Here is a 21109-nt window from a genome sequence, read left to right as displayed (position 1 = left end):
CGTAAAGCTGTTGCAATATGGTAATTATGATACTACGCTTTCTTTCTTATGTATCATTCTGTGTTAGGTTTTCTTCCGTACTTTTACTGAAGAACGGACCCAGATAAAAGTGGAGAGATAACTTAGACTTACACTTACACTCTATCTAAGTGCTGATGAAGAAACGGTTAAAAAGCTTTGAAGGAACAGTAAGTAGAAATATTGTCGAAAGAATGGAAGGGAAATTGAAATTAGAAGAGATTAATAGAGTAAGCATCTATAAATTTGTGCTATCGAATTATAGCGAAATAAAAAATAATTCATATTTTATATAGAACACAAATTTTTGAAATAGAAGGTGGAAAAAGTGACAGAAAAGCATCCTCTTTCAGGTTATAAAAAGGATGATAATGGGGTTCTCTGGATATGGAGTTACGTTGGACAGGCTAGAGTGAAAATGGGGTATAAAGTAAAAAGTCTGCTTCACTATGAGCAATCTTCCTATCAACAAATCAGTATTGTGGATACAAAATGGTATGGGAAAATGTTGGTGCTAGATGGTACTCCACAAATTTCAACAGGAGAAGGGTTTATTTATAATGAAATGATTAGCCATGTGCCAATTATAACGCATTCAAATCCCAAAAAAGTTGCGATGATTGGCGGAGGAGACTGTGGTCCTGCACGGGAGGCCATGAAGTATGCCGGAATTCAACAAATTGATGTAGTCGAAATCGACCCAAAAGTTACAGAAATCTGCCGCACATGGCTAACTCCGGCTTCTTGTTATAATGGTGAAACGAGGCTCAATATGATACATCGCGATGGAATAGATTGGATTCAAGAACAAAAGGGAGTTTATGATGTTCTCATAATTGATCGGCCTGACCCTGTTGGACCGGGAAAAAAACTATTTCAACCTGATTTTTATCAATATGTCTACAACAGCCTTAAGGATGACGGCGTGGTTGTTTTTCAATCGGGATCTCCTTACTACAATACTTCTACATTACAAGGCACAATTAAAAATTTAAAGGAGCTATTTCCAATTGTCCGCACATATTTAGTGACGATACCTCTTTTCCCTTGCGGCATTTGGAGTTTTACGATTGCTTCTAAAAAAATGGATCCTCTTCAGGCCGATTTGACGAAGCTGCAGCATACAGATACTCAATATATTGATCCTGAAATTTTCCATGCATCATTTGTTTTACCTAAATATATAAAAGAAATAGTAGACGGAAAAGATTCCTAAAAACTAAGTAGCGACGAATGTTTGTTGAAAGTCATCAATAATCTCGGAAAATATCTTTGTTATAGTAGTTCTGTGTTTGCTGCGCAGAGTCCGGGATAATTCAATTTGAAACGTATTAAAATGATGACTGTAACCTAGATAGCCGCTATTGTCACCTTGTCTGTGAAAGGCAATTGATTCGTTTCCAACAAATTTATTATCAAATATTACATGGATTTTCGGGAACGAATCTTCAGATTTTTTAGTCAGCTCCTGTTGAAACCAATCTTTAACTTCCTTTGAGCAAGATTGTCCATATAAAGTCCCCACTTCAATTGCATGAGGCCCATAATGTGTATCCTTCATTCCATGAAAAGATAAATGCAAATAGGGTGTTAAAAGGCAATTATTATCATCTACTATCTTCAAAGATTTAACAATTTCTTGGATTGTTCTTCTATATTCATGTATCCCCTCATGGTTTGTTTTATTTAGGTTTCTATTTAAATCTGCTATGGTTCTGGAAACCGTACTAACGATTCCTGCACATCCTGTTTTCTTGACTAAATTTTCTACAACTTTATCCGTAAATAAATCAGCAGCAGGTGGTTCTGCATGAAGTGCATCCACATGACAGCTTATAAAACCAGTTCCTTTGTTGTATTTTAAGTAGTTTCCATGAATGAATTTTAATGTCATTGACTATTTCTCCTTTTATATCGTTTGAAATCTATCCTTTCTATAATAAATGCAGTAAAAATAAAATCGGTGAATTATTACACGTGTTAAATACATACATAAAAAGTTTTTAGAGAGGGTGGAAATAAATAGATAAATGTACAGGATTTTTTTGTCCAGTTACATACTATATGAGTAGCTGATTATTGTTATAGGGCATTAAAGTAGCAAAATACGATAGAAAGTTTTAATTAGGAGGCTTTAAAATGGATCCAATGAGAGAAGAGTTAGGGATATTATCTGATAAAGAAATGACGTTGCAAACTCTTAATCTGAATAATATACCGTCTGTTGAATTAGTTGACCCCAAAACCTGTTCATATCCAGTGATAGGGAGGAAGTATGGTCACCATAGCGGAAGAGATATTGTTATCGTAAATACAAAGGACCAAGCAATATATGAAGGGTATGATTATTTTACGAAAATATATGCAATAGACAAAGAATATTGTCTAGAAGTAGAAGGACTGAGCGTAAAAACAGTACAAGTAGTGACCAGTGAACATGTTGTATTTAATGAAATACCCATTCGAACGCAAGCCTTCGGCTGGAAATTAGAACAGGTACACGGCATGGATGTACCGGAAATGCTGATGAACGTAGCCATTCGAGCGCTCTACGTAACGGGAGCTAAAAGCGGCTTTGTCAAAATGGGGTTATTAGAAAATGGAGAGTGCATCGTCACAGATATTAACTCATCAGAAAGTGAATGGATAGAAAATCCATTAAAGCCTAGTGTTCCTTTTAGCATGGGTGCTGACGTTGAGTTTATGTTAAGTTGTGATGGAGAGCTTCTACCAGCTTCTACTTTTTTTTCTGTTGAAGGTCCGGTAGGCTGTGATGAAAGACAAATAGAGCAAGATAGCGGTGAGTATGCATTAGTAGAAGTTAGGCCTGAAAAAGCGAATTCATCAACAGAACTATTTGAGAACATCCAAAAGTTAATAGAAAAAGCATCTGCACAGGTACCATATGAAAATATTCATTTTCGGGCAGGCAGCATGCCGTTTTCAGGGTATCAATGTGGAGGACATATTCATTTTGGCATTCCGCTTTCTTTATCCTTATTAAGAGCTCTTGACCACTACCTTGCTATTCCAATAGCGCTGATAGAAGAATCTAAGACCGCTAAACTCAGACGGAAAACGAACCATGGAGGTATTGGACGCTATCGTGAAAAACCGTATGGATTTGAGTATTTAACTTTAAGCTCTTGGATTATCGACCCTAGAATTACTCTCTCCACTTTAGCTCTTGCTCAGCTAGTTGCTACCCATCATCATGAATTAAAAAGCGAATTTTTATTTCATCCACTTACGCAACGTGCTTACTATCAAGGGAATAAAATCTTTCTTAAACGAATGTGGAAAGATATCAAGGCCAATCTTATGAAAACATCCAGCTATCCACATTATCAAAATGAACTATCTTTTCTATTTGAAATGATAGAAAAAGAAATTCCTTGTGATGAATCAAATGATATTCGGCGGAATTGGAATGTAAAGATTTCTAAAGAAATCTATGACCGCGGACATATTATTCAAATCCCCAAAAAGCTCCGTTTAAAATACGGCCTCAAAGAGGGGCAGTCTACGATTGTTAGTGCAGGAAAGGCAATATCAACTGCAACTGTTCATTCTTATCCTTTTTCATTTCGCCATCCAAATATGGTTCAACTCTCTAAATCTCTCCGTGATAAACTATCTCTCCCGAAAGATTGGTGCCCCAAGCTATCAGCTTCAGAAGGCATCATAACTTTAGGTCCTATCATTGGCATTCTTGCTAACCGTCCTTTTGAAAGACAAACAACCTATTTCCATCATCTATGTCGCTTAGCAACTGAAAAGCGAATGCTTGTATATGTGTTTGAACCCGAAGATATTGATTGGGAGAAAAAATTGGTTAAAGGAACAACTATTAACGGTGAAGGGCTTTATCCTTTTCCTGCTGTTATTTATGACCGTTATTTCATAGATGGCAGAAAGAATATTTTAATAGATGAAGTAAGGGCAAAACTTCAGGCGGTTTATAAAATTCCTTTTGTTAATTCTTCAAATTTGTTTCAGCTCACGGGAGATAAGTGGGCAACATATGAACTTCTTATGAAAGAATATGAAGAATTTCTTCCAGAGTCACGTCTGGTACAAAATTCTGGTGACATTGCAGAAATGCTTGATAACTACGGAGAAGTCTATTTAAAACCGCTTGGCGGAGCCTTAAGTAAAGGAGTCATGCGTATCGTTCGCCGACCAACAGGCATCTTTTGGTTTGATCTTAATAAAAAAGAGCTGCATCAATTCAGTAATATGGAAGAATTATTTACTTTGCTCTCTCCTTTGATGAAAAACAATCCTTATCTTGTTCAGGAAGGAATTCGCAGAAAACAGCATAAAGATAAAAATTTAGAAATACGGGTTTATATGCAAAAAAATGAAAAGCAAATTTGGCTTCGAACGGGTATGGTTGCGCGTCTCACCGGTGAAGATGTGCTAACGGAAGATTCTGAAACGAATATGCGCCTCAGTAAAATATTAAACAGTTTATATCCTGATCCAACAGACAGAAGGCTCATTATAAACCAATTAGCTAAAGTATCTAAAAATATTGTTGCAACAGTAGAGGAGAAAGTGGGTCCTTTTGGGGAGCTGGCGGTAGATTTATGTATAGATCAGTACGGTTCCATAAAGTTACTTGAAATAAATGCAAAACCAGATAGTCTATTCTCACAAATTAGAGCCTACAAGCTGCGTACTTTGGCGGGGATTCGTCTGCTTAATTATGCGTCTTCACTGGCTGGTTACGAAGAAGAAAAGGAGGATTTAACATGAAGCACTTCACATTAAATGAAATCCTTAAACAAACGGGAGGAGACCTTTGTTATGGATCAGGAAATCCTGTTATTAAACATGCTATAAACTACGCTAAAAAGGATATAGAGGATCATACACTCATCTTTCATTTAGATAGAGAACCGATTAGAGGGAAGTATTGGAAAGAAAATCATTCAATTGTCGTTATAACAGATCACCCTGAGCTGTGCACGAACTTAGAGGGAAATATTATTCTTGTTAAAACAGCTCAATTAGAAGAGGCTTATTGGAAATTTATTGAATACTACCGAGGGCTCTTTGATCTTCCTGTTATTGGTGTTACAGGGACTTGTGGGAAAACGACCACGAAAGAGATGATCCGACAAATATTAATTGAAGATTATAAAGTGAAAGCTACGTGGATGAGTATGAATTCTATGTCTGTAAATCTACGTTATTTAACAGGTATTGATGATACGACAGAAGTAGCTGTTTTTGAAATGCCAGTCGCTTATCCGGGCTATTTAAAAGTTGCGTGTCGCTACTTTCAGCCACAAATACGAATTCTATTAAATATAGGCGTACACCATCTCGCTGATTGTGAAACACCTGAAGAATATATGAAAGCAAAAGCCGAAATTGTAGAAGGTTTAGATCCAAATAGAGGCATTTTGATTTTAAACGCAGATGATGAAAATATTAAGAGAGTGCTTGATGTTAGTCATCTGCAAAATGTTGTATATATAGGTAAAAATGATAGTTCCCAATTTCAAGCAAAGAATATTAAATATGCCAAGGGAGGAATGGCTTTCACTTTAAAGCACCAAGACAAAGAGTACGATGCCTTTATCCCTGGATATGGTGAACATAATGTGTATAATGCACTGGCCGCCATTGCTGCAGTATTTTATGTGGGCGTTGATATTTCCGTTGCCATACAAAGACTTAGCTTATTTGAACAAGTAGAAGAACATTTGGAATTTAAAAGAGGAATGAATGAATGTACGGTAATTAATGATACATGGAACTCTTCACCTTTATCGATGGCTACAGCTCTCGGAGTTCTTAGTGATATGTCAAAAGAGAAACAATCTATTGCTTTATTAGGTTACATGCCTCAGCTAGGAGAAGGACCTTATGCAATTAAACAATATGAAGATATGGGAAAAAAAGCAGCGGAATCAAAGATTGATATTTTAGTGGTAGTAGGAGAAGAAGCAAAAACTATTGGGACAGGAGCTTTAAAATGTGGAATGGACCCTAATAAAGTCTATTTTTGCAAGACTGGTGATGAAGTATACAATGTGCTAGATCCATATTTAAATGAAAATACAATAATTTTATTAAAAGTAACGCATCGTGTTATGACAAAACCTACTTTTAAAGAATTAAGAAATAAACTTATTCCAGACAACGAAGAGTAAAAGGAGGATAGACATGAAGAAGACTAAACAGCTAAGAGAGTTGATAGAAAGTAAACAGCTAGAGTTTATTATGGAGGCTCACAGTGCGCTATCTGCAAAGATTGTAGAAGAAGCAGGGTTCAAAGGGATATGGGCCAGCGGCCTGTCATTATCTGCAGCACTGGGTGTAAGAGATAATAACGAGGCTTCATGGACACAGGTATTAGACATCTTAGAGTTTATGAGTGACGCAACGTCCGTTCCAATTCTTCTTGATGGGGATACAGGCTATGGGAACTTTAATAATGCAAGAAGATTAGTTAAGAAATTGGAGCAGCGAGACATTCCAGGCGTATGTATTGAAGATAAATTGTTTCCAAAAACAAACTCATTTATTAAAGGTGAAGCACAGCCGCTTGCAGATATTAATGAATTTTGCGGCAAAATTAAAGCAATGAAAGATAGCCAAAATGACGAAGATTTTGTAGTGGTATCGCGTGTAGAAGCTTTTATTGCAGGGTGGGGGCTGAAGGAAGCTTTAAAGCGTGCAGAAGCTTATCGCCAAGCGGGAACCGACGCCGTTTTGATTCATAGTAAAAGGTCAGATATGACGGAGATTGAAGCTTTTATGAAAGAGTGGGGAAACAGGCTTCCGGTTATTATTGTTCCCACCAAATATTATTCAGTTCCAACTGATAAATTTAGTGATTTAGGAATTAGCTTGAGCATTTGGGCCAACCATAACTTAAGATCTTCCATTACAGCTATGCAAAAAACGTCCGCTCAGATTTATTGCGATAAAAGTTTGATTAACGTAGAAAAAAATGTCTCTCCGCTTGAGGAAGTTTTCCGTCTTCAAAAAGCTGAAGAGCTCGACCTCGCAGAGAAACTTTATTTAAGCTCTGCCAATCATAGCACGAACGCTATGATTCTGGTAAAAGAATCAGCAAATGAAGCTTTGATAACTGAGCAGATAAATCAGTTAAAAAAAGTCGGCGTGACAAATAGTATAAAAGTAGGTTCCAACAAAGCTATGGAAGATAAGGCGTTTCCTAATAAAGGAGAATTATATCATCTCTATGCTGCAAGAGGTAAGCTAGGAACGGCTACTTTAATAAGCGATAGTAACATCGTATATAAAACACATGTTTTTGAGGAGTTAATTCATGAAAGCGGTGATATCACGATCGTAGCAGGAGCTGATTATGAGTTAAAAGGGAATCAAACATCTTATGTAACTGCTAAACTTCCCTATTCCAAGCAGCTGTATTCCAAAACAGTAGACTTGATTCAAATGTCGTGCAATCCAAACTCTAACAACATTCACGGTGAATTCATTGGTCTTTGGAAAGTTTCTGGAAAAGGCACTGAGGTTGTAAAAAAAGCTTTGGAAGAATTGGCACAAAGAAAAGATTTTGCTCAGCTCACGTTTTCTGATTTCTTTAATTATATTAATCTAATTCACCCGGTTGCTGTTAAATATACGATGGGGTCATGGATAGATACCGAAACGTATACAAAGATTCAAAAAGATGGTGGGAGAAATGATTAGTACGTCCGTATTTGGAACTCAATTAAAAAAACTAGGTTTTCAATTTTATAGCGGGGTTCCTTGTTCCTATCTTAAACATCTTATTAACTACGCTATCAACGAATGTGAATATATTGCAGCAGCAAACGAAGGAGAAGCGGTAGCGATTGCTGCTGGGGCATCAATTGCTGGCAACAAAGCAGTTGTTTTAATGCAGAACTCCGGATTAGCAAATGCTGTTTCCCCTTTAACCTCTCTTATTCATCCGTTTAAAATTCCTGTCCTTGGATTTGTCAGTTTTCGCGGAGAACCTGGATTTCCAGATGAACCGCAGCATGAATTAATGGGAGAAATTACTCCTGTCCTGCTAAATACAATGAAAATAAAATGGGAATATTTATCTTCTGATTTTGCCGAAGTTAAAAAACAATTACAGCGGGCTAATCAAACTGTTGAAAATAATGAAAGCTACTTCTTTATTGTAAAAAAAGGAACGTTTGAGCCAGTTAAGCTCTTAGAAAAATCAATAAAAAAAGTTACTCCTAAAATGAAAAGTGAACAGATAACAACCGATGAGTTACCTTCAAGGTATGAGGCATTACGAGTAGTTAATTCATTAAAAGACAACGATACTATTCAATTGGCCGCTACAGGAAAAACAGGAAGAGAGCTTTACGAAATAGAAGACGCAAGAAATAATTTTTATATGGTTGGATCTATGGGGTGCGTTAGTTCCATTGGTTTAGGCTTAGCTTTGAGCAAAAATGAAAAGAACATCATTACAATTGATGGAGACGGAGCGTTGCTTATGCGCATGGGAAATCTAGCAACCAACGGATACTACTGTCCAGCAAATTTATTACACATTCTTTTAGACAATCAAACCCATGATTCTACAGGGGGGCAACATACGGTCTCTCATAACATTAATTTTGTAGATATTGCTTTTTCCTGTGGATATCAAAATTCCATTCATGTTCATAACTTACATGAGTTAGAGACGTATATCAAACAGTGGAAAAGTGATAAAAAATTAACGTTTTTATATCTTAAAATAGCGAAAGGATCTAAAAAGAACCTGGGGCGTCCTGAAATGAAGCCTTATGAAGTCAGAGAAAGACTGCAGGTGTTTTTAGATGATTAAAACAGCTGTTATTCTAGCTGCAGGGATGGGGAGCAGGATTCGTAAAAGAGCTGGAAACCGCCCTAAAGGTTTTTTGATGATTGATGAAAAATCGATTATTGAACATTCCATTTCCAAGTTAATAGAAGCAGGAGTCAAGACGATTTTTATTGGAACAGGATATATGAAAGAAGAATATGAAAAGCTAATGGTTAGATATCCTCAAATAAAATGTGTTTATAATTCTAGATACGAAACAACGGGAAGCCTGTTTACGCTGTATCAATTTAAAAATTATATTAAAGAAGATTTTTTACTATTGGAATCAGATGTAATTTATGAAAAGAATGCGTTGGAAACATTAGTAAACCATTTGAGATCAGACGTCATACTAGCGAGTAAATTGAACGGTGCTGGCGATGAAGTTTATATTGAAGCTGATGAAAATAATAACCTTAAGAATATGTCAAAACAAAAAGAAGAGTTGAATAGTATCTATGCAGAACTAGTTGGTTTAACCAAACTCTCTTATGCTACATTTCAGAGACTTTGTGATGAAGCAAATACGCTGTTTCAGTTTAATCAAACGATCGATTATGAATATGGCCTCGTTAAAATTTCCAAAAAAGCAAATGTGTATGTTCATAAACTGGATAATTTGGCATGGTGTGAAGTGGATGATGAAGATCACTGGGCAAGAGCAACTGCTATTGTTTATCCGATTATTAAAGCTCGAGAAGGTATTACGCATACAGTTAAGAGAAGTATACTCCTAAACCCCGGACCGGCAACTACAACAGATACCGTCAAATATGCTCAAATAGTGGAAGACATTTGCCCGAGAGAAAAAGAATTTGGAGAGACGATGGAATTTATCTCTGCTGAACTAACAAAATTTGTGGGGAATCCAGAAAAGTATACTACGGTATTATTCGGCGGATCTGGAACGGCGGCAGTGGAATCGATTTTAAGTTCAGTAATTGATAATGGTACGGTTGTTATTATCAATAATGGTCCATACGGTGAAAGAATGTGTAAAATCGCTGAAATTTATGGACTGAATTATTTAGAATATAAAAGCTCCGCCGAGCAGGCTATTGATATGAACGACTTAGAAATTTTTGTGAAAAAGATTTCAACGAACGTTTCTTATCTGGCGCTTGTTCACTGTGAAACTTCCACGGGGCTTCTTAATGATATTGAAAAAATTGGGGAATTTTGTGCAGTGAAAAATGTCGAAATGATTGTGGATGCAATGAGTTCTTATGCAGCTGTTCCAATTGACATGCAAAAAATGAATATAAGCTATCTAGCCGCAAGTGCAAATAAGAACCTTCAAGGAATGGCAGGCGTGTCGTTTGTTATAGCAAATAAAGACCGGTTAGAAAAAACGGAGCAAATAAAGCCTCGTAACCTTTATCTTCATTTATATGATCAGTATCGATATTTCCAAATGAATAAACAATTGCGTTTTACTCCTCCTGTTCAGACTATGTACGCCTTAAAGCAGGCAATTATAGAAACTCAGTGGGAAGGAATTGAGAAACGATATGAACGCTACTCAAAATCATGGACTACTTTAACGGATGGAATTACTCGGCTTGGGTTAACCTATTTGGTTCCTGAAACGCATCATTCTAAAATTATTACCTCTATCCTCGAGCCTTCCGATAAAAAGTATAATTTTGATATTATGCATGATTTTTTTTATAAACAAGGATTCACCATTTATCCTGGTAAAATTGATAAATTAGAAACGTTTCGAATAGCAAATATTGGTGATATCACATATAGAGATATAGAAAGATTTCTTCATCTTCTTGAACAATATCTTAACGGGCTAAAAGGAGAGTGAGAAAAAGTTGAATCAAAAATTAGCTGTAGCAGTTATGGTGGTAAATCAAGATCATCACGTGCTTCTAGTCAAGAACCATAGACGGGGATGGGAATTTCCAGGCGGTTTTGTTGAAGCAGGTGAATCAATAAAAGATGCGGGGATACGAGAAGTTAAAGAAGAATCTGGAATTGTTATTGAAGTGACCAACTTTCTAGGAGTAGAACAAGATGTTAAACGATCTACTACTGTTATTTTATTAAAGGGAAAAGCGATTAGCGGGGAAATTTCTGTCTCCAATGAAACGCAGGATGTGGGATATTTTACGTTAGAAGAAGCAAAAAATATAATTAAATTAGATAACTTTAAGGATCGAATGGCTAGATGTCTAAAAGAGACTGAAATACCATTTTTCTATGTTTTAAAAGACACAGGCTCTTTTTACGTATAGGCGGAAGGTTTCTGTGTTGTGCTAGAAATGAAGCCTGAACGCGATTAAATAAAAAACGCTCATCGTCATGCATAACGATGAGCGTTTTTTTATCAGTAAAAGTATCGTTGTTTATTCAGCCGTCGCAATTTCTTCTTCTACATCATGGTCTTCTAAATTAGCATTTAAAAATTCACTTGTTTCCGATAAATTGAGATTTAATTTCGTTTTTTTGCAGATTTGAATTGTAACATCTTGAACAGAGACATCTAAAACATGTCCCCCTTCTTTTTTATATTTATCAATAAAGTGCAGGTGGTAGCCGGGAACACCGATGCCTGAAGAATATTCTGGCGTATAAAAACCTGCTAGTGTTCCATTTACATCTGAAGATGTAAATGTAGGCTGATCAGCAGCCGCATCTACCATAGAAGGATAGGGCTTCTCTTGCTTTGAAACCGTGCGCGTTTTTACTTCTTTAAACTTTCCGTCAATGCGAACTGCATAGAATAAATTCGGGCTAGGAATAAGCTCGTTCATTAAGGTTTCTAGTTGTTCACGATTCATTTCCTTTTCTACACGATAAGAGATATCTTCATAAAAGGTTGTCATAATGGCAAAAGGTGTTTTTGCATCTTTGCCAATAGGCGCGGCTTTCCCATCAGCAATATGATAAAATTCTCCGTCAAAGGCAATCATTTCACCGTCCAATTGATTAAACGTACCGATGCCGAAATCACCTTTCTTAGATAAATCCTTGTATGTAACAATACCGTCAAATACTCCGTCTAATAAAGCGATCATGGTGGAAGTTTGGTGAATCGTTAATTTTTCTTTATTGCTCATTCTTTACTCAGTCCTTTCAGTTAATTTGATCTGGCAGTAGCTGTGTATTTAATTTTTCATTATCTTTATAATCTACAGGAACATCGATGATAACTGGGCCTTGTTCACGAAAAGCGCTTGCTAGAGTGTCCGAAAATTCTTCTGGTGAGTTAACTCTAAATCCTTTGGCACCAAAACTTTCAGCAAGCGTAACAAAGTCTACACTGCCAAACTCTACTGCAGATTTTCGGCCATATTTAATCTGCTGTTGAAAGCCAACCATATCGTAGGTTTGATCGTTCCAGATAATGTGAACAATTGGTAAGTTTAATCGAACGGCTGTCTCGAGCTCCATAGCTGAAAATAAAAACCCGCCGTCTCCAGACATGGACAGAACTTTTTTATGGGGGCGAACGAGTGCAGCTGAAATAGCCCAAGGCAAAGCAACACCTAGTGTCTGCATACCGTTGCTGAATAGTAAATGCTGAGGTTCATAGGAACGAAAATAACGAGCCATCCATATGTAATGCGAACCAACGTCACATGTGATGGTAGTATCATCTTCAACAAAGTTCTGCAGAGCTTCAATTAATTGTAGGGGATGAAGGTAAGTGTCATTAGAAAACTCGTACTGATCGTCAGGTTGTTCAAGTTTACTTTTTAGCGTTTTTAAAAAAGAAGCACTTTCTTTTGAACGTATTAAATGTGGGAGTTTATCCGCTAATATGTCAATTGTGCTTGGAATATCCCCTACTAACTCAATTTCCGGCTGATAATGGTGGTCAGCTTGTGCTTGTAAATCATCTAAATGAATAATGCTCCTTTGACTTTCTGAGTTCCAAAGAGAAGGAGGATATTCAACTGGGTCATATCCGATTGTTAAGACGACGTCAGCATGCTTCAATAAGACGTCTCCGGGCTGATTGCGAAAAAGACCTACTCGCCCAAAAAAGTGAGTTTCAAGCTCTCTTGAAACAGCTCCCGCACCTTGGAACGTTTCCACCACAGGAAGGTCATGTTCTGCTATAAGCTGACGGATTGATTCCACTGCTTTAGATTTACTTGCTCTCATACCTAAAAGCAAGGCAGGTAGTTTTGCTGTGCGAATAGTGTGTATAGCTTGGGCAACAGCGTCTAAATTGGCAGTCCCAATCGTAGGAGCTTTTAAAACGGATAGAGTGGAAGCTGATGTTTCGCTATCCATTACATCCTGCGGCAAGCTGACAAAAGATGCTCCTGAAGGAGAAGAAACAGCTTCGCGAAAGGCGTCTGTTATCACTTCTGGAACGTTTGCAGCGTCTTCTACCTCAACGCTGAATTTGGCGATAGATTTAAATAGTCCTTCATTATCCATTGATTGATGCGTCTTTTTTAATCGATCTGCTCTTGGAACGGCTCCTGCTAGGGCTACCACTGGATCACCTTCAGAAGTAGCAGTCACAAGGCCAGTGGCTAAGTTAGCGGCACCTGGACCTGATGTGACAAGGCAAACGCCCGGCGTACCTGTCAGTCTTCCCATAGCAGCTGCCATAAACGCAGCATTTTGTTCATGGCGGCAAACAATTACTTCTGGTCCTTTTTCTTTCAAAACATCAAATACGCCATCAATTTTGGCTCCTGGAATGCCAAAAATATAAGGCACATTCTGACTTGCCAAACTTTCTACTAGTAAGTCAGCGCCTTTTTTTGTTTCGGCAGTATCAGCATTACTCATCATGCATTCTCTCCTTTATGTTTCTTAGATAGGTTTTAAGGCCTACTGATTGAATACCCAATTTGTATGACAACTAACCTAAGGAAAGGAGAAGGTTTTAATTTTCTAAATAAAAAACTTCCCTATTAATTAGGGAAGCAGAGATGTACCTATTGCGAATAAAACATATCTGTTTTATTTGTAGGTTTATGGTACTTGAGGGATAGCAAGTGAAAGTCCAACGCGGCTCTTATTTGGTATGGTTAAAAAGCTTTTGGTAACTAACAATTTTTTGATCTAGCTTTTGACTTAATTTTAAAATCTCACCGTGAGAATAGCTGCTTGTTTTTTTAGCTAATTGGTAAATATCTGATTGTAAGGCTCGAATTTCTTTTTCTAACTGAGGTTGCTTCATTGAAATCCTCTCCAAGTCAGAATACTTCTATCTTCTATCTTCTATGTTTTATCTTTTATCTAATAGTATGAAATTCCTTCATATTTGTAAAATGTTTTTTGTTTTGAAAAATATGACATAGGTGAAGAGCTGCTAACAAGCTTTGTCGAACACTTTTTTTACCTGTTTTCAATAAATATGATATACTGAGACTAGGAAAAATGACAATCTGGAGCGCACGTTCAGTTATTCTTAACAAGCGAATGAATTCTTAGCTTTGACAAGTGCAACTTGTAAGGTGAAGAAATTCATCACATAATCTTATTAGATCTGAACCTTGTTAGCCCAGATGAGGATTTGTCGAAAACGATTCACTAGAGAAAACCTTCGAGACCGCCAACTCGGAGGTTTTTTTATTTTTGTGTATGGGAAGTAAAAAAAAGACATAGACTAATAAAGAAAAAGGTCCCGCACCCATAATCGGCCGTAGTTGATTACACCTTGTCCATTTCTGCAAGGAAGCTGTCTTTTTACTATAGGGAAGTGCCGCCAAACACGATTCCCTAAAGACAATCAGCACACGAGGCTTATGGATGAAGAACCTTTTAGACGATACTTATCGGTGATTACTTATTTTACTACTGGAAAAATAGCAAAATAAGAGCGACTATGGCTCCTAAAAGCTCTACGTAAGCCGTTAGGAGCTGAACATTCTCAGCATCTAGGAAAAATGACTTGAGGATTCGTCTCAGACTATCCACCACCTTTTTCTTCCTTGCGTGAATTCCCAAGGGAAAGAAAGGGGACGACAGTGCTTCTTTATTTTAACAAAAGTAGGAAATGATAAGTAGATTTATTTGAAGTGTAAACTAAAAAAGCATGTAGAATACATGCTTTTTTAATTTGGGTAAATTTCTTTTATGCGTCCGACTTGTCCATCTGTTAAACGGACTTTGATGCCGTGTGGGTGAAAGTTTGAATTGGTCAGAATGTCTTTGACCGTTCCGCGTGTAAGTTTTCCAGAACGCTGATCTGCTTTTAAAACAATGTCGACTTCAATTCCAGGAGCTACGTCTTTTCTATTTTGTCCGTTCATTATACACCTGTTCTCTTTCGCTGATTATTCGTTTTTTTTGTTTGTTGACTCGTCAGCTTTTTGGTTGCTTGATTGGTGCTGCTATTTTGAGCTTTACTTGAAGATTGATTTTTCTTATTAGCAAGCTGCTGTTTGATAGCATCTTGAAGACTAATTTTCTTTTTAAGCTGTTCTGTCATATGGGTTCCTCCTGAATATATACATCATCTGAAAAAACAAAGAAAGTAAGGGAATGAAAAAGCTGACTAGATAGTCAGCTTTTTTTAATTAGAAACAGTGACTTCTTCTACAGGCTGCATAAGTACAGCTTCTTTATCAGGATACGTTTTTTCAATATGATGTTCTCCCCAAGAGCATAATGAATCAAGAATGCTTTTTAAAGACCATCCGTAATCTGTTAAAGAGTATTCTACTCGAGGCGGCATTTCATTGTACATTTTTCTAACAATGATGCCGTCTGCTTCAAGTTCTCGAAGCTGCTGCGTTAATACTTTTTGCGTAACACGCGGCATAATTCTTTTTAATTCTCCAGGGCGCTTTGTCCCTTTAATTAAGTGACAAAGAATAACGACTTTCCACTTGCCTCCAATGACTTCTAGTGCCGCTTCCACTGGAATATTATATTTTTTCACGTTAACAACTCTCCTTGTTCTAGAGATAACGGTCAAATGCATGTTTTCGCATTTTTTCTGATGTTTATCATATCACTATAGAGCAAAATTTTCTAGGTGTAAGCATTTTTTTAGAATACCCAATAGTTCATGACTTTAGTATTTACGCTTATTGTAACCTCCAGGTGCCTATATCACTTGAAAGTGCGTACTTTTTCTTTGGTTTTACATCGCTCATAATAACAATTGTTGATGGCGAGTTAGCGAATATATGAAAGGTACCTAAGCTAATTAGCCGTAAGAGAAGCTATTATGAAGAAGTTATCATAACGAACAGGAGGCGTTAAGAAGTGAACACACTTTCACAAACACAACAAAGTAAAAAAAGCGGTGCTTTGCCGCTATTAGCGCTAGCTATTAGCGCCTTTGGAATCGGGACTACAGAGTTTGTTCCAGTAGGTTTATTATCATCGCTTGCAGATGATTTAAATATTTCCATTACACTAGCAGGGTTATTAATTTCAGGATACGCAATGGGAGTTGCATTTGGAGCTCCCGTATTAACAGCTTTAACAAGTAAAATGAGCAGAAAATCACTGTTGATGCTATTGATGGTTATTTTTATCGTAGGAAACTCAGTAGCAGCTTTATCAACAAGCTTTGGGCTGCTGCTTATAGCACGAATTATTACTGCATTTTCACACGGAATTTTCTTTTCTATCGGTGCGACTATCGCTGCTGATTTAGTGCCAGAAGATAAGCGAGCAAGTGCCATTGCTTTAATGTTTACAGGTTTAACAGTTGCAACTGTTACAGGTGTTCCGCTTGGTACATTTATCGGACAAGCTTTCGGCTGGAGAGCAACATTTTGGGGAGTAGCGTTACTTGGGGTTATTGCCATTATTGCAAGTGCTCTTTTAGTGCCTAAAAACTTAAAGGAAGCGCCGCCGGCAAAGTTTAGTGATCAATTGAAAATTTTGAAAAACGGGCCGCTTTTACTATCGTTTGCTATTACCGCCTTAGGATATGGCGGAACGTTTGTAGCTTATACGTATTTAGCACCTATTCTTGAAAAACTAACAGGATACGCACCAAGCGCAGTTAGTATCTTACTGCTGGTATACGGTGTAGCAGTAGCCATCGGAAATACAATCGGAGGAAAAGCTGCGAATAAAAACCCGTTAAAAGCATTATTTTGGATGTTTCTAATTCAAGCAGTTATCTTAGTTATTTTATCGTTTACTGCATCGTTTAAAGTAGCGGGAACGATTACGATTTTTGCCATGGGCTTATTGGCATTTATGAACGTACCTGGACTGCAAGTGCTGGTCGTGAACTTAGCTGAAAAGTATGTTCCTTCAGCAGTGAACGTAGCCTCTGCGCTTAATATTGCTGCATTTAACGTTGGAATTGCTATTGGTTCTTTTGTAGGCGGCCTGATTGTTGATTCGATTGGTCTTGTTCATACTCCTTGGATTGGAGGAGTTATGGTTTTAGGAGCGGTCTTATTAACAGCATGGAGCCGCTCAATAGAAGCAAAAGCAAAATAAAACAAGAGATCATCGCAAAAGGCGATGATCTCTTAGCTATAAAAGGAGAGGAAGTAAATGACTACATTTCAACATCATAAGGCGTATCGTCGTATGTACAAGGAGAATGAGTTAACGTTAGGGTTGCATATGCCGCTTGAAAATTATCAATATGCCACGCCTACGATGGAGAAACAAGTAGAGCTCACGCAGCTTGCAGAACAATATGGATTTACAAGCTTATGGTTCCGCGATGTCCTTCTTCAAGATCCATCATTTGGCGATCCAGCCACGGGTCAAATTTATGATATGCTTATTTATTTGACGTATCTGGCCAGTCAAACAAAAGAAATTGCTCTTAGTACATCTGCTATTGTGCTGCCTTTGCGCCATCCGCTTCGCGTAGCTAAAGAAATGGCAACCATTGATCAGCTTTTTCCTGAGCGTTTAATTATGGGCGTATCTTCTGGAGACCGTCAAGCAGATTTTCGAGGGTTAGGTATTCCTCATGAAGAAAGAGGAAAGCGATTTGCAGAGGCTTTTCATTATTTAGAAGAAGCGTTAAATAAAGAATTTCCATCTATCCAGTCTGCTTTGGGATCCATTCAAGGAGCAAATGTCGTTCCTAAGCCAACGAAACGTATTCCGACGATGATCACGGGATACAGTCAGCAAAATATGGAGTGGTTTGCACAGTATGGAGCCGGCTGGATGTATTATCCTCGTCATCCCCATTTTCAAGCAGAAGCTATTACACAATGGAGGAAACTGGTTGACATCTATCATCCAGGCGTTTTTAAACCTTTTACACAACCTATGCATCTAGATTTGGCAGAAGATCCAAATGAAATGCCAACGCCAATTCGTTTAGGATGTCGAGCAGGTCGTAATACATTAATTGAGCTTCTTTCTGTTTATAAAGAAATAGGAGTTAATCATCTCTTTTTTGCTCTGTTTGATAGCAAGCGTCCGGCTGAAGAAGTTATACATGAGCTTGGCGAAGAAGTGCTTCCGCATTTTCCAGCTCATCTGTAGCTAAAAGTACTTTAGTTGAAGATCCGAATGGGTTAGATTCTTACTGGAGAATCTAACCCGTTCGGATTTTTCCATTGATTTCGTTATGTCTCAATCCCTTTTTATATAGATTTCAAGTTATAGGATATATAAGAAATATGTATTAGAGTTATTGACCCTATGTTCTTTATAATAAAATTATCCATTATCTCCTTGGATGATATAAAGTCGAAAGGAGAAACACGATGAGTGTTGCATTTCTATTTTCAGGCCAAGGCGCACAATATGCTGGTATGCTTCATGATATAAAAAATAAATGGGGATTAGCGACTACGTTTGAAGAAGCAAGTGAGGTTTTAAATCAAGACGTATTATCTTTAGATTCGTCAGAAAAATTAAAATATAATAAAAATGTTCAAATATGTCTTTTTATTGCAGGAGTGGCTGCGGCTAGGTCGTTTAAAAACAAAGGATACTCGCCAGACGTGGTAGGAGGGCATTCTATAGGGGCGTTTGGAGCAGCAGTTGCATCTGAAGTGTTATCTTTTAAAGAAGCTCTTCTTCTTGTGAAAAAAAGAGGGAAACTGATGGAAAATGCTTATCCTGATGGTTATGGTATGGGGGTTGTGATGGGACTGCGTGAACATCAGCTTCTCTCTATTGTACATGAACTATCAACTGATGCAGCTCCTGTGTACGTAGCGAATCTAAATTCTCCCGATCAAATAACGATTTCTGGCACCTTAAAAGCAATCGAGAAAGTTCTTGAAAAAGCATGTAAAAAAGGGGCTAGAAAAACTAAAATGCTTCATGTAACGGTGCCTTCTCACTGTCCTCTTATGGAAGGAGTTTCGAGGGAATTACGAAAAACCATAACGGAAGTGAAAGGAAAGGACCCTTCCGTTCCTTTTATAGGTAACTGTAAAGCTCGGAAATTATGGAAAGCTGCTGATGTTAAGGAAGACTTAGCAGCGAGTGTTGCGATGCCCGTCCGTTGGCATGATACGACGGAAGTTATGTATGAAATGGGCACAAGATTATATATTGAAATGGCTCCAGGAAGAGTGCTAACGGATTTGGCTGCTAAGAGCTTCCCTGAAGCAAGGGCTATTTCGGCAGCCGAATCTACGATGAAAACTTTGCTGATTTTAATGGAAAAAGAAAAAATGTAAGCGTATTAATTTAGAAGTATCAGAAAGGAGCTAGAACATGAGTGGCATAAAAAAAACTTCAAAATCATGGACAACTCGCCGAGATCAAAAAGCAGCTCGCCTTGCGAAAGTAGACCATCTTCTTAAAGAAAAGTTATTGGGTAATGAACACATTATTGAAGCGTTAGAATTGCTTATATCACCCGGAGATAAAGTAGTGCTTGAAGGAGACAATCAAAAGCAAGCATCTTTTTTATCAAAGGCGCTGAATGAAGTAAGCGCTGATAAAATACACGGCCTTCATATGATTATGTCTAGTATTTCACGTCCGGAACATCTCGACATATTTGAAAAAGGAATTGCTGAAAAAATTGATTTTTCGTACGCCGGTGCTCAAAGCCTTCGCGTGTCTCAAATGATTGAAGATGAGACGTTGAAAATGGGAGAAATTCATACATATCTAGAGCTTTACGGACGTCTTTTCATTGATTTAATTCCGAACATTGCTCTAGTGGCTGCTGACAAAGCAGATGCACAAGGTAATTTATATACAGGAGCAAATACGGAAGAAACACCAACCATTATCGAAGCAACCGCGTTTAAGGATGGAATTGTTATTGTGCAGGTAAACGAACTTGTTGAAGAACTTCCGCGAGTTGATATTCCGGCTTCTTGGGTTGATTGTATCGTCGTGGCGGATCAGCCTTATCAATTGGAAGCTTTATTTACGCGAGATCCTCGTCATATTACAGAACTCCAAATTTTAATGGCTATGATGACAATTCGAGGTATCTATGAGCGCCACAGCGTACAATCATTAAATCATGGCATTGGCTTTAATACCGCTGCAATTGAGCTTTTGCTGCCTACTTATGGAGAAAAGTTAGGACTGAAAGGTAAAATATGCAAGCACTGGGCTCTGAATCCTCACCCCACGTTAATTCCGGCTATTGAAAGCGGATGGATTGAGAGCGTGCACTGCTTTGGCGGAGAAGTAGGAATGGAACAATACACAGCAGCGCGTCCAGATGTGTTTTTTACAGGACGCGACGGCAGCCTGCGCTCAAACCGTGCGATGTGTCAAGTGGCTGGTCAATATGCGGTAGATGCTTTTGTAGGATCAACTTTGCAAATAGATGGAGAAGGAAATTCTTCTACCGTCACATCTGGACGTTTGTCAGGGTTTGGCGGAGCGCCTAATATGGGGCATGACCCTAGAGGCCGTCGACATTCTACGCCTGCTTGGTTGGATATGATAAACGAGCAGCACGAACTAGCGAGAGGCAGAAAACTAGTTGTTCAAATGGTTGAAACCTTTCAATCAGGAAATGAGCCTGTTTTTGTGGAGTCTTTGGATGCGATAAAGGTAGCGAAACAAGCAGGCGTAGCTACTGCTCCTGTCATGATTTACGGGGATGATGTGACGCATGTTGTGACGGAAGAAGGAATTGCTTATTTATATAAAGCACAAAGCTTGGACGAAAGAAAAGCAGCGCTTGAAGCAGTAGCAGGGGTAACACCTATAGGCCTTCGATATAGCCGAAATAAAGTGGAAAAGATGCGCAGAGATGGCTTAGTGGCTTTTCCCGAAGATTTACAGATTCGCCGTACAGAAGCAAAACGTTCATTATTGGCAGCAAGAAGTGTCGAAGATTTAGTAGAATGGTCGGATGGCTTGTATAATCCGCCTGCTAAATTTAGGAGCTGGTAAGAA

Annotated in this window: 18 protein-coding genes; 11 read left to right on the top strand and 7 right to left on the bottom strand. The window is 37.9% G+C overall.

What is annotated here, in order from left to right:
• Window positions 1–346: 346 nt before the first annotated feature.
• Complete coding sequence (speE, locus tag AC1DEF_RS19560) at window positions 347–1234, top strand: polyamine aminopropyltransferase (protein WP_097824289.1); 888 nt, start codon at window positions 347–349, stop codon at window positions 1232–1234.
• Window positions 1235–1237: 3 nt separating this feature from the next.
• Here the strand turns inward: speE and AC1DEF_RS19555 are convergent, their stop codons facing one another.
• On the bottom strand, window positions 1238–1912 hold the full coding sequence (locus AC1DEF_RS19555; protein WP_097824288.1) for a hypothetical protein: 675 nt from the start codon (window positions 1910–1912) through the stop codon (window positions 1238–1240).
• A gap of 245 nt (window positions 1913–2157) precedes the next feature.
• On the opposite strand from AC1DEF_RS19555, the gene AC1DEF_RS19550 reads away from it, so the two are divergent.
• The 6 genes from AC1DEF_RS19550 to AC1DEF_RS19525 are packed head-to-tail and all read left to right on the top strand — an operon-like array spanning window position 2158 to window position 11103.
• Window positions 2158–4779 carry a putative amidoligase domain-containing protein gene (locus AC1DEF_RS19550; RefSeq protein WP_097824287.1) on the top strand — a complete coding sequence of 874 codons (2622 nt, stop codon included), beginning with the start codon at window positions 2158–2160 and terminating at the stop codon, window positions 4777–4779.
• Entirely contained in the window at window positions 4776–6185 is a 1410-nt protein-coding gene (locus AC1DEF_RS19545; protein ID WP_097824286.1) for a Mur ligase family protein, read from the top strand. Before AC1DEF_RS19550 ends, AC1DEF_RS19545 begins: the two co-directional genes overlap by 4 nt.
• 13 nt (window positions 6186–6198) lie before the next feature.
• Window positions 6199–7716 carry a phosphoenolpyruvate mutase gene (gene aepX, locus AC1DEF_RS19540; protein WP_097824285.1) on the top strand — a complete coding sequence of 506 codons (1518 nt, stop codon included), beginning with the start codon at window positions 6199–6201 and terminating at the stop codon, window positions 7714–7716.
• Window positions 7709–8839, top strand: a complete 1131-nt coding sequence (aepY, locus tag AC1DEF_RS19535; protein WP_097824284.1) for a phosphonopyruvate decarboxylase — start codon at window positions 7709–7711, stop codon at window positions 8837–8839. The genes aepX and aepY overlap by 8 nt, the downstream gene beginning before the upstream one ends.
• Window positions 8832–10673, top strand: coding sequence for a 2-aminoethylphosphonate aminotransferase (locus AC1DEF_RS19530; protein WP_097824283.1), 1842 nt, complete (start codon window positions 8832–8834; stop codon window positions 10671–10673). Before aepY ends, AC1DEF_RS19530 begins: the two co-directional genes overlap by 8 nt.
• Window positions 10674–10680: 7 nt before the next feature.
• Window positions 10681–11103, top strand: a complete 423-nt coding sequence (locus tag AC1DEF_RS19525) for an NUDIX hydrolase (protein ID WP_013081823.1) — start codon at window positions 10681–10683, stop codon at window positions 11101–11103.
• Window positions 11104–11214: 111 nt separating this feature from the next.
• Here the strand turns inward: AC1DEF_RS19525 and budA are convergent, their stop codons facing one another.
• The 6 genes from budA to AC1DEF_RS19495 form a co-directional block, all read right to left on the bottom strand.
• Window positions 11215–11928: an acetolactate decarboxylase gene (gene budA, locus AC1DEF_RS19520; RefSeq protein ID WP_097824282.1), complete on the bottom strand. Its 714-nt coding sequence runs from the start codon at window positions 11926–11928 to the stop codon at window positions 11215–11217.
• Between the two features lie 16 nt (window positions 11929–11944).
• The gene (gene alsS, locus AC1DEF_RS19515; protein ID WP_477727529.1) at window positions 11945–13624 is read right to left on the bottom strand and encodes an acetolactate synthase AlsS; all 1680 of its coding nucleotides are present in this window, start codon (window positions 13622–13624) and stop codon (window positions 11945–11947) included.
• 226 nt (window positions 13625–13850) lie between these two features.
• Window positions 13851–14015: an aspartyl-phosphate phosphatase Spo0E family protein gene (locus tag AC1DEF_RS19510; RefSeq protein ID WP_014461503.1), complete on the bottom strand. Its 165-nt coding sequence runs from the start codon at window positions 14013–14015 to the stop codon at window positions 13851–13853.
• An 877-nt stretch (window positions 14016–14892) separates the two neighbouring features.
• Window positions 14893–15090, bottom strand: a complete 198-nt coding sequence (locus AC1DEF_RS19505; RefSeq protein ID WP_043980363.1) for a YwbE family protein — start codon at window positions 15088–15090, stop codon at window positions 14893–14895.
• The gene (locus tag AC1DEF_RS19500) at window positions 15090–15269 is read right to left on the bottom strand and encodes a hypothetical protein (protein WP_013055499.1); all 180 of its coding nucleotides are present in this window, start codon (window positions 15267–15269) and stop codon (window positions 15090–15092) included. The genes AC1DEF_RS19505 and AC1DEF_RS19500 overlap by 1 nt, the downstream gene beginning before the upstream one ends.
• Before the next feature lie 84 nt (window positions 15270–15353).
• Window positions 15354–15722 carry a winged helix-turn-helix transcriptional regulator gene (locus AC1DEF_RS19495; RefSeq protein ID WP_013055500.1) on the bottom strand — a complete coding sequence of 123 codons (369 nt, stop codon included), beginning with the start codon at window positions 15720–15722 and terminating at the stop codon, window positions 15354–15356.
• Between the two features lie 329 nt (window positions 15723–16051).
• Here AC1DEF_RS19495 and AC1DEF_RS19490 point away from each other — a divergent pair, with 329 nt between their 5' ends.
• The 4 genes from AC1DEF_RS19490 (at window position 16052) to mdcA (ending at window position 21106) form a co-directional block, all read left to right on the top strand.
• The gene (locus tag AC1DEF_RS19490; protein WP_014461498.1) at window positions 16052–17251 is read left to right on the top strand and encodes an MFS transporter; all 1200 of its coding nucleotides are present in this window, start codon (window positions 16052–16054) and stop codon (window positions 17249–17251) included.
• 57 nt (window positions 17252–17308) lie between these two features.
• The gene (locus AC1DEF_RS19485; RefSeq protein ID WP_097824280.1) at window positions 17309–18265 is read left to right on the top strand and encodes an LLM class oxidoreductase; all 957 of its coding nucleotides are present in this window, start codon (window positions 17309–17311) and stop codon (window positions 18263–18265) included.
• 224 nt (window positions 18266–18489) lie between these two features.
• Window positions 18490–19416 (top strand): malonate decarboxylase subunit epsilon, encoded by a 927-nt coding sequence (mdcH, locus tag AC1DEF_RS19480; RefSeq protein WP_097824279.1) that lies wholly within the window; start codon window positions 18490–18492, stop codon window positions 19414–19416.
• 37 nt (window positions 19417–19453) lie between these two features.
• Window positions 19454–21106, top strand: coding sequence for a malonate decarboxylase subunit alpha (mdcA, locus tag AC1DEF_RS19475; protein ID WP_097824278.1), 1653 nt, complete (start codon window positions 19454–19456; stop codon window positions 21104–21106).
• Window positions 21107–21109: the final 3 nt, after the last annotated feature.

Source organism: Priestia sp. 10L35, from assembly GCF_056395685.1.
Note: the sequence above shows the minus strand (reverse complement) of the source record. Positions and strands in the feature narration are given on the sequence as shown.